Source organism: Chryseotalea sp. WA131a (genome assembly GCA_025370075.1).
GTDB lineage: Bacteria > Bacteroidota > Bacteroidia > Cytophagales > Cyclobacteriaceae > ELB16-189.
On sequence record CP073016.1, the window covers coordinates 2,805,693 to 2,822,563 of the forward strand.

At 42.5% G+C, this 16,871-nt stretch carries 22 protein-coding genes; 17 read left to right on the forward strand and 5 right to left on the reverse strand.

Going from position 1 to position 16,871, the window contains the following annotated elements:
* Window positions 1-19 precede the first annotated feature (19 nt).
* The 4 genes from KA713_12780 (at window position 20) to KA713_12795 (ending at window position 3,910) form a co-directional block, all read left to right on the forward strand.
* Window positions 20-802: a (Fe-S)-binding protein gene (locus tag KA713_12780; GenBank protein UXE65353.1), complete on the forward strand. Its 783-nt coding sequence runs from the start codon at window positions 20-22 to the stop codon at window positions 800-802.
* A 50-nt stretch (window positions 803-852) separates the two neighbouring features.
* The gene (locus tag KA713_12785; protein ID UXE65354.1) at window positions 853-1,353 is read left to right on the forward strand and encodes a hypothetical protein; all 501 of its coding nucleotides are present in this window, start codon (window positions 853-855) and stop codon (window positions 1,351-1,353) included.
* 100 nt (window positions 1,354-1,453) lie between these two features.
* Window positions 1,454-3,445, forward strand: a complete 1,992-nt coding sequence (locus KA713_12790) for an OmpA family protein (protein UXE65355.1) — start codon at window positions 1,454-1,456, stop codon at window positions 3,443-3,445.
* 63 nt (window positions 3,446-3,508) lie between these two features.
* Window positions 3,509-3,910 (forward strand): DUF2721 domain-containing protein, encoded by a 402-nt coding sequence (locus tag KA713_12795; GenBank protein UXE65356.1) that lies wholly within the window; start codon window positions 3,509-3,511, stop codon window positions 3,908-3,910.
* 9 nt (window positions 3,911-3,919) lie between these two features.
* Here the strand turns inward: KA713_12795 and KA713_12800 are convergent, their stop codons facing one another.
* The gene (locus KA713_12800; GenBank protein UXE65357.1) at window positions 3,920-5,098 is read right to left on the reverse strand and encodes a phosphoribosylformylglycinamidine cyclo-ligase; all 1,179 of its coding nucleotides are present in this window, start codon (window positions 5,096-5,098) and stop codon (window positions 3,920-3,922) included.
* 64 nt (window positions 5,099-5,162) lie between these two features.
* Window positions 5,163-6,581 carry a phosphoglucosamine mutase gene (gene glmM / locus KA713_12805; GenBank protein UXE65358.1) on the reverse strand — a complete coding sequence of 473 codons (1,419 nt, stop codon included), beginning with the start codon at window positions 6,579-6,581 and terminating at the stop codon, window positions 5,163-5,165.
* Window positions 6,582-6,697: 116 nt separating this feature from the next.
* Here glmM and KA713_12810 point away from each other — a divergent pair, with 116 nt between their 5' ends.
* Complete coding sequence (locus KA713_12810; protein UXE65359.1) at window positions 6,698-6,886, forward strand: type II toxin-antitoxin system HicA family toxin; 189 nt, start codon at window positions 6,698-6,700, stop codon at window positions 6,884-6,886.
* 1 nt (window position 6,887) lies between these two features.
* The gene (locus KA713_12815) at window positions 6,888-7,283 is read left to right on the forward strand and encodes a hypothetical protein (GenBank protein UXE65360.1); all 396 of its coding nucleotides are present in this window, start codon (window positions 6,888-6,890) and stop codon (window positions 7,281-7,283) included.
* Window positions 7,284-7,296: 13 nt separating this feature from the next.
* On the opposite strand, the gene KA713_12820 is transcribed toward KA713_12815, so the two are convergent.
* Complete coding sequence (locus tag KA713_12820; GenBank protein ID UXE65361.1) at window positions 7,297-7,536, reverse strand: hypothetical protein; 240 nt, start codon at window positions 7,534-7,536, stop codon at window positions 7,297-7,299.
* A 142-nt stretch (window positions 7,537-7,678) separates the two neighbouring features.
* Here KA713_12820 and mazG point away from each other — a divergent pair, with 142 nt between their 5' ends.
* From mazG to KA713_12855, 7 genes are all read left to right on the forward strand, one after another.
* Window positions 7,679-8,491, forward strand: a complete 813-nt coding sequence (gene mazG / locus KA713_12825) for a nucleoside triphosphate pyrophosphohydrolase (protein UXE65362.1) — start codon at window positions 7,679-7,681, stop codon at window positions 8,489-8,491.
* A gap of 157 nt (window positions 8,492-8,648) precedes the next feature.
* Window positions 8,649-8,870, forward strand: a complete 222-nt coding sequence (locus tag KA713_12830) for a helix-turn-helix transcriptional regulator (GenBank protein UXE69121.1) — start codon at window positions 8,649-8,651, stop codon at window positions 8,868-8,870.
* The gene (locus KA713_12835) at window positions 8,857-9,183 is read left to right on the forward strand and encodes a HipA N-terminal domain-containing protein (protein ID UXE65363.1); all 327 of its coding nucleotides are present in this window, start codon (window positions 8,857-8,859) and stop codon (window positions 9,181-9,183) included. The genes KA713_12830 and KA713_12835 overlap by 14 nt, the downstream gene beginning before the upstream one ends.
* 1 nt (window position 9,184) lies before the next feature.
* Entirely contained in the window at window positions 9,185-10,138 is a 954-nt protein-coding gene (locus KA713_12840) for a HipA domain-containing protein (protein ID UXE65364.1), read from the forward strand.
* A 2-nt stretch (window positions 10,139-10,140) separates the two neighbouring features.
* The gene (gene ruvX, locus KA713_12845) at window positions 10,141-10,557 is read left to right on the forward strand and encodes a Holliday junction resolvase RuvX (protein UXE65365.1); all 417 of its coding nucleotides are present in this window, start codon (window positions 10,141-10,143) and stop codon (window positions 10,555-10,557) included.
* Between the two features lie 44 nt (window positions 10,558-10,601).
* The gene (locus KA713_12850; protein UXE65366.1) at window positions 10,602-11,159 is read left to right on the forward strand and encodes a peptide deformylase; all 558 of its coding nucleotides are present in this window, start codon (window positions 10,602-10,604) and stop codon (window positions 11,157-11,159) included.
* Window positions 11,160-11,163: 4 nt separating this feature from the next.
* A complete protein-coding gene (locus KA713_12855; GenBank protein ID UXE65367.1) occupies window positions 11,164-12,306 on the forward strand; it encodes an aminotransferase class I/II-fold pyridoxal phosphate-dependent enzyme in 1,143 nt (380 codons plus the stop codon).
* Between the two features lie 48 nt (window positions 12,307-12,354).
* Here the strand turns inward: KA713_12855 and KA713_12860 are convergent, their stop codons facing one another.
* Window positions 12,355-13,185 carry a phosphatidate cytidylyltransferase gene (locus tag KA713_12860; protein UXE65368.1) on the reverse strand — a complete coding sequence of 277 codons (831 nt, stop codon included), beginning with the start codon at window positions 13,183-13,185 and terminating at the stop codon, window positions 12,355-12,357.
* On the reverse strand, window positions 13,182-14,204 hold the full coding sequence (locus KA713_12865; GenBank protein ID UXE65369.1) for a CPBP family intramembrane metalloprotease: 1,023 nt from the start codon (window positions 14,202-14,204) through the stop codon (window positions 13,182-13,184). Before KA713_12865 ends, KA713_12860 begins: the two co-directional genes overlap by 4 nt.
* Here KA713_12865 and dusB point away from each other — a divergent pair.
* The 4 genes from dusB to KA713_12885 all read left to right on the forward strand — a co-directional run bounded on the left by dusB (window position 14,185) and on the right by KA713_12885 (window position 16,671).
* A complete protein-coding gene (gene dusB, locus KA713_12870; GenBank protein UXE65370.1) occupies window positions 14,185-15,180 on the forward strand; it encodes a tRNA dihydrouridine synthase DusB in 996 nt (331 codons plus the stop codon). The two genes, KA713_12865 and dusB, sit on opposite strands and share 20 nt — an antisense overlap.
* 61 nt (window positions 15,181-15,241) lie before the next feature.
* A complete protein-coding gene (locus KA713_12875) occupies window positions 15,242-15,469 on the forward strand; it encodes a hypothetical protein (GenBank protein ID UXE65371.1) in 228 nt (75 codons plus the stop codon).
* Complete coding sequence (locus KA713_12880; protein ID UXE65372.1) at window positions 15,459-15,785, forward strand: type II toxin-antitoxin system RelE/ParE family toxin; 327 nt, start codon at window positions 15,459-15,461, stop codon at window positions 15,783-15,785. The genes KA713_12875 and KA713_12880 overlap by 11 nt, the downstream gene beginning before the upstream one ends.
* Before the next feature lie 7 nt (window positions 15,786-15,792).
* Window positions 15,793-16,671 carry a DMT family transporter gene (locus KA713_12885; GenBank protein UXE65373.1) on the forward strand — a complete coding sequence of 293 codons (879 nt, stop codon included), beginning with the start codon at window positions 15,793-15,795 and terminating at the stop codon, window positions 16,669-16,671.
* The last annotated feature ends 200 nt before the right edge of the window (window positions 16,672-16,871 follow it).

The window sequence follows — 16,871 nt, forward strand, 5'->3', positions numbered from 1 at the left end:
TCCTAATTCGTAAATCTAAATGACCATACCAACCCTTGCCGACCTTACCGCCAAAGGCGAACAACCTGAAATACTTTTTTGGGTGGGCTGTGCCGGCTCGTTTGATGACCGCGCCAAGCGCGTGACCCTTGCCTTTGTAAAAATCTTAAATGCCGTAGGCGTAAAGTTTGCCGTGCTGGGCAATGAAGAAACCTGCACGGGCGACCCTGCACGCAGGGCTGGCAATGAGTTTTTGTTTCAGATGCAAGCCATGAACAACATACAAGTGCTCAATGGCTATGGCGTAAAAAAAATTGTGACTGCCTGTCCGCATTGCTTCAATACATTAAAAAATGAGTATCCAGAATTAGGTGGAAACTATGAAGTGATTCATCATTCTTCTTTTTTACAGAGTTTAATTAACGAAGGCAAAATCAAAATGGAAGGAGGAGGTTCGTTCAAAGGAAGAAAAATCACCTACCACGATAGCTGCTACCTTGGAAGGGCCAATAATATTTATGAAGCTCCGCGTGAAGTATTGCAAGCGTTGGATGCTGATTTGGTAGAAATGAAGCGATGCCGCACCACTGGCCTATGTTGCGGGGCGGGAGGCGCGCAAATGTTTAAAGAACCCGAGAAAGGAAGCCAAGACATTAACATCGCTCGCACCGAAGAAGCGCTTTTGACGGGTGCGACCACCATCGCAGTGGCTTGTCCGTTTTGCATGACCATGATGACCGATGGCGTGAAGAACAAAGAAAAAGAGGTGAGTGTGCAAGTGAAGGATTTGGCTGAGTTGATTGTGGAGGCCAAAGGGCTTTAAATATTAGAGAATGGTGTAGTCTATTTTTTCTTACTAATCGTTTCGATTTTATGCTTATCCCAATTCCTCAACTTCCCCCTTCTGCTCGTACTTGGATTTATCAGGCCAACCGAGCCCTGCTTTCTCCTGAAGTTGAAATCATAAAATCAGCCCTTACCGAATTTTGTCAACAATGGGCAGCACATGGCCAGCCGTTGGAGAGCAATTTTGAAATCCGGGAAAATCGGTTTGTGATTTTATTGGTGAACGAAGAAACTCACGCGGCCAGCGGTTGCTCCATCGATGGTTCGGTACGGGTGATGAAGGGATTGCAACAACAACTGGGCATCGATTTTTTTGACAGAACGCAAGTTCCTTTTTGGATCGAGAATCAAATTCAAACCTTTCCGACCACCCAATTGAAAGCGGCTTTTGCCACAGGCCAGTTGACAAGTCAATCGATTACTTTTAACACCTTAGCGGCCACCAAATCTGAGTTAGATCAAAGTTGGAAAATGTTGGCGGAAAAATCGTGGCTGATAAAATATTGGCCCAAACCAGCGTTATCCTAGTTGCGAGAGTTGAAACCATAAATCGCAAAATCACAACTTGAATAAAATTTTTGAGGATATATTTCGTATTTTTAACGATGCATTACGGAGTGCAAATAATATGAATGGTATAAGACTGGTTTTATTAGGATTGGCGCTGTTGGCAGTTGGGTGCAGCGTGGAGAAAAAGATGAAAAACAACTTCAAGTATGCCAAATACGAGAAGGTGATCAAATATTATAAAGATGTCGTGCGCAAGCAGCCCAACAATGGCAAGGCCAACTTTTTTGTGGCAGAGTCCTATCGCCTTTCCAATCGCTTAAAAGAATCAGAATCCTTTTATGCCAAGGCAAGCGGTGCGGGCATCGATAAAGATTCGGTAAAATTGTTTTATGCCAAATCTTTGCAAGCCAACGCCAAGTATGACGAAGCCAAAACTGTACTGGAAGCCTTGCTAAGCGGCACTGAAAATGAAAAACTGAAGGACCGCGTTCAAAAAGAAATCAACGGATTGTCTTATTTGGGAAAACTGAACGAAAAGAAAAGTTATTACCGGGTAAAGCAAATGGAGTCGCTGAATACACCCTTTGCCGAATATGCGCCTGCTTACTCCAATGGTATTCTATATTTTGCTTCTTCCCGCAGCAATGCCCGCATTTACGAGGCATCGGGCACACCGTTTACAGATCTGTATCAAGTAGAGACCAAAGGAGCAGTGCCTGATTTAAATACTTTAAAAACCATTCAGGGAAATATCAATGCCCCGAATGTGAATACAGGTTGCATCACCTTTTCTCCTGATGGTAAATTGATGGTTTTTGCAAGAGGCAATTCAGGAAAGAAAAAAGGAGCTGAAGATGTTGACTTGTTTTTATCGCGGTTTAGAAATGGCGTTTGGACAGATCCTATTCCGATCAACATCAATACACCAAAATATTGGGAATCTACACCGGCCCTTAGCCCCGATGGCAGAACATTGTACTTCTCCTCTAGCAGGCCTGGCGGTTATGGTGGATTGGATTTGTACTCCGCGCAAATGGATAGTCGTGGGCGTTTTGGAAAAGTAAAAAACCTTGGCCCTGACATTAACACGGCTGGCGATGATACCTTCCCTTACATGGCCGAAAACAGCAAACTTTATTTTTCTTCGGATGGCCACCCAGGCTATGGTATGTTAGATCTGTTTGTGGTGAACCGCGCTAATGGTAAAACGCAAATTGAAAATCTTGGTCAACCCATGAATTCCACCAGCGATGATTTTGGCATGTACCTCTTTAAACCCGATCGTGGCTTTTTCACCTCCAATCGCGAAGATGGAAAAGGGGATGATGACATATATACGTTTGTGAACGATGATCCAAATTTGAAAGTAGTCAATTACTATTTGCAAGGAATCACTTACAATGTTCGCAAAGACAGCTCACGCGAAATTTTGCCCGATACAAAAGTTTCGTTGCTTGACCAAGGTGGCGATGTGATGCAAGAATTTACCACCGGCACGGATGGAAAATTTTTGTTCCGCGTGTATGAAAACGAAAACTATGTGTTGTTGGGCGATCACGATGGATATATTGTAAAGCGACAGCCCTATACGACCATCGGTAAATCTGTTCCGTTGGAGTCATTGAAAGAACTTGTAACCAATATTACACTCGATACTGTTTTGGTATTGGATAGAAAGGCAAAAAACATTGCGTTCATATTGAAGAATATTTATTTCGCATACAATATGGCTGACATCAATCAGGAATCAGCGAAAGAGCTTGATAGACTAGTTCAAATTTTAGAAGATAACCCAGATATCAAAATTGAAATGGGTTCACACACAGATAGTGTAGCTTCTAACTCTTACAATATTGAACTTTCGCAACGAAGAGCACAATCAACCGTAGATTACTTGATCCGCAAAGGCATAGACCCCAAACGATTGACTGCCAAGGGGTATGGAGAAGAAAAGCCCATCGCGCATAACACCAATCCGGATGGCACCGATAACCCTGTTGGCCGACAAAAAAACAGACGTACCGAATTTCGCATTTTAGAAATAGGCCCCGCACAAAAGCGCCCTGACTTTGATGAGGAAAAATATTTTAAGGAGGACAATGATAACTAGATGGTGGATGCTAGATAATCGATTCTGGCGACCATCAAGAAGAATCTAGTTGGATCTAATTTCATGGAACTAACAATCACTACACCCGCACTACTCTTTCCAACGGTCTCTTTGGTGTTATTAGCTTACACCAATCGATTTTTGGCGGTAGCCGCGTTGATCCGAAAATTGGCGGCACAATACAAAGACGATCATAATGAAAATGTGGCCGATCAAATCAAAAGTTTGAAGTTGCGGGTACGCCTCATCCGCGATATGCAAATGCTCAGCATTTTTGCCTTGCTACTAAGCGTAGTGTGTATGTTTTCACTTTTTATTGGCGAAATAGTTCTCGCGAAATATGTTTTCAGTGCGTCTCTGCTATCGTTGATGATTTCATTGGGGATGTCGCTGCGCGAAATCATGATTTCTACTCATGCGCTTGCCATTCAGTTGAAAGACATGGGGGATGACTTGAAGCTCTAAGTCGAGAAATCAATTGTAAATAAATTCCCCTGCCTCCGTTTTTATCGTCACTTGTTTTTTCTCTGAGGCTTCAACCCTGCCAATAATTTTTGCTTCAATACCAAATGATTGAGCAATATCGATGATCGGCTGCGCAAACTTTTGCGGCAAATAAATCTCCATACGGTGGCCCATATTGAAGACTTGGTACATCTCTTTTAAATCCGTTCCACTTACCTCGTGAATCAGTTTGAACAAAGGTGGAATTTCAAACAAGTTGTCTTTAATTACATGCAGGTAATCTACAAAGTGTAAAATCTTTGTTTGAGCACCACCACTGCAATGCACAATTCCATGAATATGATTTCGCAGTTCGTTCAATACCTTTACCATCACAGGCGCATAGGTGCGTGTAGGCGATAGCACTAGCTTACCTACATCCAAAGGCGAGCCAGAAGGTGAGTTATTAAGTTTGTCCGTCAATTGATATTTGCCTGCGTAAATCAAATCAAGCGGAACGGCCGGGTCAATCGACTCAGGAAATTTTTGGGCGTATTCTTTTGCAAAAACATCGTGCCGTGCAGAGGTAAGTCCGTTGCTGCCCATGCCCCCGTTGTATTCGCTTTCATATGTTGCTTGACCATAAGAGGCGAGCCCTACAATTACATCACCCGCTTGAATATTTTTGTTGTCAATCACATCAGATCGCTTCATGCGTGCCACCACGGTGCTATCCACAATAATGGTTCTTACCAAGTCGCCCACATCGGCCGTTTCACCACCGGTGCTGATGATGTCCATGCCATGACTACGTAGCATGGCCAACACTTCTTCTGTGCCGTTGATGAGGGTGCTGATGACCTCACCCGGGATTTTATTTTTATTGCGGCCAAGGGTAGATGAAAGCAAGATAGGGCCTGTAGCCCCAACGCAAAGCAAATCATCCACGTTCATGATGATGGCATCTTGCGCAATTCCTTTCCATACTGATAAGTCGCCCGTTTCTTTCCAATAGAGATAAGCCAACGAAGATTTTGTTCCCGCGCCATCGGCATGCATCACCGTGCAATAGGCCGGGTCATTCGCCAGCAAGTCTGGCACGATTTTGCAAAATGCTTTTGGAAAAAGTCCTTTGTCTAATTTTTGGATGGCTTGATGCACATCTTCTTTGGAAGCAGAAACACCTCTTTGGTTGTAGCGGTCAGTCATTCATCAAAAAATTGAAAGGCAAAGGTAACGATTAGAAATTCTTTGGAGGGTGTGAGCGGTTTTATTAAAGTTTAGCAATACGCTTAATATCTTCGATAATCCGCTTCGCCAACTCATCCGCCTTTTTTTCATTTTGCGATTCGGCATAGATGCGAATGATCGGCTCAGTGTTCGATTTGCGCAAATGCACCCATTCTTTCGCCTGCTCAAAATCAATCTTTACCCCATCGATGTCATTTATCTTTTCGTTTTGGTATTTCGCTTTTACGTCAACCAGCACTTTATCAACATCAATTTGAGGGGTTAGCTCAATCTTGTTTTTGGAAATGAAATACTCTGGATAGGTTTTACGGAGCTCAGAAGCTGACAGATTTGATTTCGCTAAATGAGTCAAGAACAAGGCAATGCCCATCAACGCATCGCGGCCATAATGCAGCTCTGGAAAAATAACACCGCCATTGCCTTCGCCACCAATCACGGCTTTTACCCGTTTCATTTCGTTCACCACATTTACTTCGCCAACGGCAGCAGCAGTATAAGTCCCTTCCGCTTTTTCAGTTACATCGCGCAAAGCACGGGTGGAAGACAAATTGGAAACTGTATTTCCCGCCTTCAGTGAACCTTTGGCGGACAAGCCTTTTTTATTTTGTAACACATAATCAGCAACCGCCACCAATGTATATTCTTCCCCAAAGGGCTTTCCATCTTCGCATACCAATGCCAAACGGTCTACATCCGGGTCTACAATTATTCCCAAATCATATCCCTCCACCCTCACGGTTGTGCAGATGGCTTTAATGTTTTCAGGAAGTGGCTCTGGGTTGTGCGGAAACTTGCCAGTGGGGTCGCAATACAATTTTTTGATTTTCTTCGCACCCAACGCTTCCAATAACTCGGGAACACAAATGCCCCCTGAAGAGTTAACCGCATCTATCACAATTTTGAACTTCGCTTTTTTGATGGCCTTCACATCCACCAACTTATTTTTTAAAATCAGTTCGATGTGTTTTTTGATGTAGCCTTTTTTGTGTTCGTATTTGCCCAGTTTTTCCACAGGTGCAAAATCAAAACTTTCTTCACGCGCGATTTCCAAAACCTTGGCACCATCTTCCGCAGAAATAAATTCGCCCTTTTCGTTTAATAGCTTTAGTGCATTCCATTGAATGGGATTGTGGCTGGCGGTGAGAATAATTCCGCCACCCGCTTTTTCGATGGGTACGGCAATTTCTACTGTGGGTGTAGTAGACAATCCCAAATCAATCACATCAATACCCAGCCCTTGCAACGTGGCACTAACCAGATTGCTCACCATTTCGCCTGAGAGCCGAGCATCGCGGCCGATTACAATCTTTTTGCCTTTTCTAGATTTTACCCAGGTGCCAAAAGCGGCAGCAAATTTCACTGTATCGACCGGAGTAAGAGAATCGCCTGGCTTGCCACCAATGGTGCCACGGATGCCAGAAATAGATTTGATTAAAGTCATTTTTAAAATATTAAACGCGAATTTATGTATTAATCTTGTTTGTTTTGAGGTATATAATTATTTACCTTTGAACACCATTTTTTAAACTGTTGATAACAACTCGCAAATGACAAAGAATGAAAAGCTCGGAATTGTACCGAATGTTAACCCAAGATGGTTGGTATCCAGCATCTCAAAAAGGTTCTCACATAAAAATGAGACACAAAGTTAAATCTGGTACAATTATTTTCCCGAACCATGGCAGCAACGAAGTTGGTACGGGACTTGAAAAGAAACTTCTTAAGCAAGCAGGATTGAGAAAATAGAATGATGGTACAAAAAGTTAGAAAAAAAGTGGCAGTGAAAGTAGAGAAAACCAAAACGGGATTCTCTGCTTATGCTGTTGATTACCCCGTATTCACAACAGGCAAAACAATGATGGAGCTTTCAAAAAATATAGTTGAAGCGCTTAATCTTTATTTTGAAGACGATGGAATGGAAGTTGGTGAAAGAGACATTAAACTAGAGATAGAGCTAAAACAGTTCTTTCAATTCTACCGGGTCATCAACGCAAAGTTCTTGGCAGATAGAATTTCGATGAACCCAACACTTTTGTCACATTACGTGCAAGGCAGGAAGAAACCTTCGGCCACTCAAACAGAAAAAATTTTAAAGGGAATAAGAGAAATTGGAAAAGAACTCTCTGACTTATCTATAAGTTAGAATAGTTGGGGTTTTACCTTACATTCTTGATTTCTGGCAAGTCTACAGTTGCAGCCTTTTCCGGATCACCACACGCTTCGCCAGCCCCAACTACTTTGCCACAATAGCCACAGGTAATTCCTTCTTTTGCTAAAAACGGACTTTGTGTGGCACAGGTACCTCGGAATTCTCCGTTTTTAATAAATAGTAATCGTACCGACATCAATAAAAAGAAGAGTGCGAAAACTCCGAGTGTTAATAGGAAGACAGTCATTTTCTAGTTTTGATTTAAATTGTACGACTTACACTTTTAGGTCTGCAAAGATAAACAACTCTTTTGACTGCAAAGTTTTTTGCTGACTCGTTATTTTCTAGTGGTAATCGTACCTTGTACTTCAAAATCGTAAATAATAAACATGCCCCAACCACTTTCTGCCCCCGACCTTAACCGCGAAGCAAAGTTGAAAGCCTTTGACAGGCTCCTCACCGTAATGGACGAACTGCGCGAAAACTGCCCGTGGGATAAAAAACAAACCTTGGAGAGTTTGCGCCACCTTACGATTGAAGAAACATACGAGTTATCAGATGCAATCTTGGAAGGCAACCTGCAAGAAGTAAAGAAAGAACTTGGCGATTTGATGTTGCACTTGGCTTTTTACTCACGCATCGCATCGGAGTTAAAAGCATTTGACATGGCCGATGTGCTGAATGCGATTTGCGATAAGTTGGTTGAACGGCATCCGCATGTATATGGCGATGTGAAGGCAGACGATGAAAAAGCGGTGAAAGAAAATTGGGAGAAAATAAAATTGCGCACCGGAAACAAATCCGTGCTGGAAGGCGTGCCTAAATCACTGCCCGCATTGGTCAAGGCCATTCGAATACAAGACAAAGCGCGGGGTGTGGGTTTTGATTGGGAACGCAAAGAACAAGTGTGGGAAAAAGTGGAAGAGGAGATGAGTGAATTCAAACGCGAGTTTGAGGGCAAATCTGTGGAGACAATCGATAAAGAGAAAGTAATGGCAGAGTTTGGTGATCTGCTTTTTTCTTTAGTAAACTATGCTCGATTTATCAATCTCGACCCAGAAGAAGCACTGGAGCGGACAAATAAAAAATTCATTAAGCGTTTTCAATACTTGGAAAGCGAATCGGCTAAAGACGGCAAGAAAATGGGGGAAATGAGCTTAGCAGAGATGGATGTGTATTGGAATAGGGCGAAAGAGAAATAGGCGGCAAGCAGTGTAGTGTACAAAATTCATTTACCTCTTTTGATACCCAATCGGGTATAATTATATTCAAATTTTATTTTTTATACCCAATAGGGTATATTTTTATAATATTGATTTATATTGCACCCTTTAGGGTATAAAAGTGAATCCTGAATCATTGAATTTAGCTGAATTTGTAAAGTCCAAAAGAAGAAGCCTTCATTTGACTCAACCCGAATTAGCCGCAAAAGCGGGAGTTGGTCTCCGGTTCGTCAGAGAAATTGAGCAAGGAAAAACTACCCTTCGCATGGACAAAGTGAATCAGGTGCTGAAATTATTTGGACAAGAACTCGGTCCCGTGCCAGTTAATAGAAGAAAGTTAACATATGAGGGCAGCTAAGATTTTTTTTGGCGATGACTTTGCGGGAAGATTGGTTGAAGATGAGGAGGGCTACTCCTTTAGCTACGATAATAATTATTTAAAAGGGTCTAATCCAAATCCGATAAGTTTTACCCTGCCATTATCCAATAAGCCGTACAAAAGTCAAGTGCTGTTTCCCTTTTTTGATGGACTGATTCCGGAGGGTTGGCTACTTGAGATTGCCGAACAAAATTGGAAACTAGATGACCGCGACCGAATGGGCTTGTTGCTTGCCTGTTGTAAAGATTGCATTGGTGCCGTAAGCGTGGTAGAAGAAAAAGTAATTGAATAAAATGAAGCGGTGCCTTTATTGTTATCAAGAGTTAGATTCTGCGGGCGACTATCACGAGGCGTGCAGCAAGAAGTTCTTTGGCAAAAGATTAGCACCCGATTTTTCATATACCGAAGATCAACTCGTTGAACTTGCCAAGCGAATCATTCAAAATCAGATTGCGATTACAGGAGTACAAGCAAAACTTTCACTACATGTTGAGAAGCAAATCGAGAAAAACAATCCAACTAAATTTACCATCGTTGATTTGTGGGGAGGCTATATCTTGAAACTGCCTTCGGCAAACTATTCGCAATTGCCAGAATTGGAAGATCTAACTATGCACTTGGCAGAGATCGGTAAACTTATTAGTGTGCCACACGCGCTGTTTCGTTTACAATCTGGAAAACTCGCGCATGTCACCAAACGCATTGACAGAACTACTGATGGAAAAAAAATCCACATGGAAGACATGTGTCAATTGACAGAACGATTGACAGAACACAAATACCGTGGGTCGTACGAGCAAATAGGTAAAGCAATTATAAAATACTCGGCTCATCCAGGTTTAGATATCATCAATTTTTTTGAACAAGTTGTTTTTTCTTTTCTTACGGGAAATGCCGATATGCACTTGAAAAACTTCTCGCTTATTCAACAACCAGCATCAGGCTACACCCTAGCTCCGGCTTATGACATGGTGGCCACCGCTTTGGTGGTAATAGGAGATGATGAAGAATTGGCGCTGACCCTCAACGGAAAAAAAAGAAAATTGAAGATGGAGGATTTTGAAGAGTCAATGAATCATTTTAGGCTAGACACAAAAGTGAAGAGTACTATCTTTCGTAAATTCAATGAGTCGGCTTCAAAGTGGTTTCATTTTTTGGATTTAAGCTTTTTGGAGGACGAAACAAAAGTTCGCTATCAGGAACTTATAAAAGAAAGAATGAAGCAACTTAAACTCATCCAATTGTAAAAATGGCACGCATCCTCTCCATCGACTACGGAACAAAGCGCACTGGCTTAGCAGTGACTGACCCGCAGCAGATTATCGCGACAGCGTTGGAAACTGTAGAAACAGCTAGGCTAATTCCATATTTGAAAACGTACTTCGAAAAAGAAGCGGTAGGCGAAGTGGTGATTGGTTTGCCCAAGCAATTAAACAATCAAGATTCTGCCACGGCTCCTAATGTTCGCCTGTTTATTGAGCAGTTTAAAAAATCTTTTCCCACCAAGCCGATTGTAACCATAGACGAACGCTTCACTACCTCCATTGCCCAACAAGCCATGATCATGGGTGGCATGAAGAAGAAAGATCGCCAGGTGAAAGGCCAAGCCGATAAAATCAGTGCGGTGCTGATTTTGCAAGATTATATGCAGGGCAAGAAAAATTAGAACGGTTATAATTTCTCCCTAACTTTGAGCAATTATTGACACGCATGGTTTACCCGATTGTAATGTATGGCGACCCCGTTCTTCGCAAGAAAGCGAAAGAGATTGCAAAGGGGGAAATGGATGTAAAGGCGTTTGCCCAAGATATGTTTGAAACGATGGCCGCAGCCAGTGGCATTGGTTTGGCCGCACCGCAGATTGGCAAGAGCATTCGTTTTTTTGTTGTCGATGCCTCGGTGCTCGAAGAGCAACCGAAGCTAAAAGATTTTAAGAAGGTATTCATCAATCCCATTATCCTAGAGGAGGAAGGAAAAGAGTGGGATTTTGAAGAAGGCTGCTTGAGCATTCCCAACATTCGTGCAGATGTATGGCGTAAAGATAAATTGCGTATCCGCTATTTGGATGAAGAGTGGGTGGAACATGAAGAAGAATTTGACGGCATGAAAGCGCGCATCATTCAACACGAATACGACCATATTGAAGGCAAACTTTTTATCGACTACTTAACTCCGCTGAAGAAGAAAATGCTAAAAGGCAAGCTGTCAGATATCAGCAAAGGCGATGTGGATACGGAGTATCGGATATTGGCTCCGCTAAGGAAATAATCACATGAACATTCAATCGCGCCTACCCGAAGTTGGCACGTCTATTTTTTCTGTGATGTCGAAACTGGCATCGGAGCACAATGCTATTAATCTCTCCCAAGGGTTTCCTGATTTTCCGGTCTCAGAAGTTTTGGTTGACCTGATCCACAAAAACATGAAGGCTGGCCATAATCAATATGCGCCCATGCCGGGTGTGCCAGGTCTGCGAAAAGTTATTGCTGAAGTAGTAGAGAAAACCTACCAACGCAGAACGGATTTTGAAACTGAGGTGACGGTAACAGCCGGTGGAACCGAAGCCATTTTTGCTACGATTGCAGCATTGGTTAGAGCGGGTGATGAGGTTATTGTTTTTGACCCTTCTTACGATTGTTACGATCCAGCCATCCGATTGAATGGAGGCATCCCCATTCATATCAATCTAAAGGCACCTGATTTTTTGATCGATTGGCAACACGTTCGCAATGTCATCACCTCCAAGACACGAATGATAATGGTGAATACACCGCATAATCCTTCGGGTTCTATTTTAGCTGAAGCCGATATAAAAGAGCTTCAATACATTGCATTGAAAAACAATTTATTGGTGTTGAGCGATGAGGTGTATGAACGAATTATTTTTGATGACAAAAAACACGAAAGTATATTAAAGTATCCGGGACTTGCGAAGCAAAGCATCGCTGTCTTCTCATTTGGAAAAACATTTCATGCCACTGGATGGAAAGTTGGCTATACAGTCGCATCTCCTGAGATCACGACTGAAATAAGAAAGGCACACCAGTTTATTACCTTCAGTGTAAACACACCTACGCAGTTTGCGTTGGCAGAGTACATGACAAATCCTGATCATTATCTAGCCCTCGGCAAATTCTATCAACAAAAGCGAGATTTCTTTTTAGAACAAATCAAAGGATCTTCTTTTCAACCATTGCCTTGCCACGGAAGTTACTTTCAATTGCTCTCCTATGAGGGCATTTCTGCCTTAACTGAAACAGAGATGGCCGTTTGGATGACGAAAGAGAAAAAGCTGGCACCTATTCCCGTGTCGGTTTTTTACAAAGATGGAACCGATCAAAAGCTATTGCGATTTTGTTTCGCAAAGGGTGATGAAACACTAATAAAAGCTGGAGAAATCCTCAGCAATATGTAAGCAAAGGCCATCAGGTGTGAGTTAGTGAATCGGTAGTAAATCAAATATTCAAAAAATCTCCAAAAACGCCACAATAAATGGAGCGGAGATAAACAAACCATCAAATCGATCTAAGAAACCACCATGACCGGGCAAGCTAGTGCCTGAGTCTTTAATTTCAATGCTGCGCTTGAGCAACGACTCCACCAAATCGCCATACACTCCGCCCACGATGATAATGCCACAAATGGATAGCCATTGCCAAAGTTCAAGAGATTTAAAAAAGTAAGCCATCGCAAATGCCATGGCAATAGCCAAAGCCGCCCCTCCAAAAACTCCCTCCCACGATTTTTTTGGCGAGATACGTTCGAACAATTTTCGTTTGCCGAAAAAATTGCCGGCAAAATAAGCACCTGTGTCGGTGGCCCAGAGGATGAACAAGCAACCAAAAACAATTTCGAAATTGTACTTACCATTTTCGAAAGCAGCGATGTGCATGAGTGCCAACGGAACGGCTATGTAAAAAATCCCTAAAAAAGTAAAGGCAATGTTGGTGAAAGGCTTGCGCTCAAACTTTTTATAAAGTTTAATCATGTACACACATGAGAGCAGGGGAAAAAAAATAAAGTAGTAACGATAGGAGATTGTCCCGCGCTCAATAAAAAAAGAAAGAAAGAAAATAGTCATGCCGCAAATCATGCCAAATGTTTTTTGAGGCACCATGCCATCTAAACCCACTAACTTATAAAACTCACGCAGCGACAAAAAGAAAATAATGAAGAACACAATTAGGTACGTCCATTCGCTATAAACAATTCCAAAGATGACACCAGCCGCACCCAATAGTGCAGTGGTCAATCGCTGGGGTAGGTTACTGAATTTTTTAGGTGTCGCGTTCAAGAAAAAGCAGTTTTAGGTTCTTCAGATTTCCGTTTGAATAAGAAAAGAAGCGAAGCAGCAATCACGGCAAAAACAATCACTGCATACCAAGGAGCAGCTTCCTCTTTTTCCAAGTCCATATTTACTATTTTTAACTGATGCAAATACATCATCAAAACAGCAAAGCCATTGTTTACAAAGTGCGCAAACATGGGCACCAGCAAATTGCCCGACCAATGATAAAGATAACCAAACAATCCGCCCAAGAGCATGCGGGGTACAAACCCAAAAAACTGCATATGAATGGCACTAAATAAAAACGCGGCTACCCATATCGATAAATGGATATTTTTTGTTCCACGCATCAATTCATTTTGGATAACGCCTCGGAATAAAAACTCTTCGCACACGCCTGCTCCTACACCTACCACAATCATGGCAACGGCAAAATCGCCAAAGCTGGTAAATTGTGTAAACATTTTGGTGAGCGCTTCTAGCCGTTCTTCATAGCTCCGTGCCCATGTTTCAAATGATTTTAAAAAATCCGGGAACACAATATTTTTATTCCATTCAATGACAGCAGAATCTACCACGATAAATGCAAGCATGATAAAAAAACACAACAGCAAAAGGCTTGATTTCAGTTTTTGATTGCTAAAGCTTTTGATTCCATTTTGAGTCAGTGCTTTAAAAGTAAGGAATGGAGCTAGCAATAGTCCAAAAAATGAGGTGATACCCTGCATAACCAAGATGGGTACTTTCATTTCAGGAGTATATTGGCTGGTGGCCGCAGCCATCATAAAATCGCCTTTATCCGTATAAAAAAGTGAACCGACCAAACTCCCGATTCCCGCACCTACTAATGTGCCGATAAAAGCGCTAAGCAGTATAGCCAGCAGTACTAACCAAACTGGTCTTTTTTCAATCTCCCCAGCCATGCTTCTGTTAAATAATATTAATTTTGTCTTTTGGATTTCAGCTAAACCGCAAACAACGCTGTTTTTAAACGAATAATCAAACGTGGCGAAGATCGGAAACATAGAATTAGGAGATTTTCCGCTGTTGCTCGCACCCATGGAAGATGTGAGCGATCCCCCCTTCCGTGCCGTGTGCAAAGAGGGTGGTGCCGATTTGATGTACACCGAGTTTATTTCGTCAGAGGGTTTGATTCGCGATGCCGCTAAGAGCCGGCAAAAGCTCGACATATTTGAATACGAACGCCCCATTGGCATTCAACTTTTTGGCGGAGACATTGGCAATATGGTGGAGTCGGCTAAGATCGCCACCGAAGTGAATCCTGATTTGATCGACATCAACTATGGTTGCCCCGTAAAGGCAGTGGCTTGTCGCGGAGCAGGTGCCGCGCTGCTGCAAGATATTCCTAAAATGGTGCAGATGACGTCCGATATTGTGAAGGCCACCCACTTGCCCGTAACGGTAAAAACCCGCTTAGGCTGGGACGACAACACAAAAAATATTGTGGAGGTGGCGGAGCGTTTGCAAGACATTGGTATCAAAGCACTGACCGTTCACGGCCGCACGCGTGTGCAGATGTACAAAGGTTCTGCCGATTGGACGTTGATCGGAAAAATCAAAGAAAACCCGCGCATGCACATTCCGATTTTCGGCAATGGCGACATCGATTCACCTGAAAAGGCTGTGGAATATAAAAACCGTTATGGCGTAGATGGCGTGATGATTGGTCGCGCAGCTATTGGGGCACCTTGGTTTTTCAACGAGGTCAAACACTTTATCAAAACAGGTGAGCATCTGCCTGCGCCCACGATTGCCGATCGCATTGATGTAACACGCAAACATTTAGATTTCTCCATTCGCTGGAAAGGAAACAAACTTGGCATTTTTGAAATGCGTAGGCACTATACCAATTATTTTAAAGGTGTACCTGACTTCAAGCCCTTTAGAATGCAGTTGGTGGAGGCACCAACTATTGAAGATGTGAATCAAATCCTGAACGAGGTTGCGGATGTTTATTTTCCACAAGAGGTTATCGCTTAGTCGTTCGCGCTTTCCCTTTTCAATAACATCCCTATAAATTATTACCTTTGTTCACATAATTATGACTCAGCTAATACTAAATATTAAAAAAAGAAGTAAGGTTCCTTTTTTGAAAGAGTTGCTTAATGAAATGTCTTTCGTGGAAGTGATTGACCCAAGCAAGCAAAAAATCACCTTAAAGGAAAAACAGTTGTTGACGGATATTGAGGAGTCAGTTGGGTTCATAAATAATTATAAAAAAGGTAAAGTGAAGGCCAAGTCGATTAACGAATTGCTCGATGAGCTTTAAGATTGTCCCTACACCGCCTTTTGAAAAAGAACTTAAGAATCTTTCAAAAAAGTATCCTTCCATCAAAAAAGATATTTCTGCCCTATTCGAATCATTAGCTAAAAATCCACAATCTGGAACTCCTTTAGGTTCGAATTGCTTTAAGGTACGATTAGCAATTACATCCAAAGGAAAAGGAAAATCAGGTGGTGCTCGTGTTATCACTTATGTTCAAATAATTGATAAAGAAATTTTTCTTATTGCTATCTATGACAAATCAGAAATTGATAGCATTTCACTGAATGCCATACGCGATAGGCTGAAAGGGCTTAATTAGATTTCAGATGTCAGAAAACAAAAAAGGTACAGCCGTCTTTCTATTGATTTTGTTGGCGTTGATTTGGGGCACTTCGTTCATCCTCATTAAACAAGGCCTGAAAGTCTTTTCACCGGCAGAGGTGGGTTCGCTGCGCGTGGCCGCTGCTTCGATTTTTCTAATGCCATTTGCCTTCTTGCGATGGAAGGAACTGAAACAGGGGGATCATTTCAAATTGTTTCTTTCGGGCATGATGGGCATTTTTATTCCTGCCTTTTTATTTGCGCTCGCGCAAACGCGTTTGCAAAGTTCAGTGACTGGAATCTTGAATACGCTTTCACCCGTTTGGGCAGTGGTTATGGGCGTGCTTTTTTTCAATCAACGCTTTCGCGGATTTGCCATCGTGGGTTTACTTATTTCTTTTGGAGGTGCCATCATACTTGCCCTGGCGCGGGCAGATGGCGCGATTGGTGGATTCAACGGCTATGCCTTGTTGGTTGTATTGGCTTGTGCGCTATACGGTACCAACGTTAACTACTTAAAATATAAAGTAGAAGGCTTGGGTTCGCTTACTGTCACCAGCGTTTCCTTGTTGTTGATTTGGCCGTTTGCTCTTGTGTATTTATTGAGCTTTACCGATTTCACAGTCAAATTAATAGAGCAGCCAGGTGCGTGGCAGGCCGCGGGCTATATCATTATCCTTGCCTTGATGAGCACAGCAGTGGCCAATCTTATCTTCAACAAACTTTTACAAATTTCTTCGCCCCTGTTTGCTGCTTCGGTCACTTATGTTATGCCAATTGTTTCAGTGATGTGGGGCGTGCTGGACGGGGAGAAACTATATCTGGGCCATTTCATTGGCATGGCGGCCATTTTGGGTGGTGTGTATTTGGCGAATCGAAAGTAGTAAGTCTTTTTTGATTTGGGGCTTGGCTGCACGAGGCGATGCAGCCACCAGGCTATCCGCTACAAGTCCGCTCCCCGCACATTCCGCCCTTAGCGGGCTTTTTCGCTACTATCCCTTGCCCGCTGGCGCAGGTGAATGACCATCCGATGTTCTTCTGGGCAATTGTTGATCTAATTCTTATTACCTTCGTTCTTAGAAAA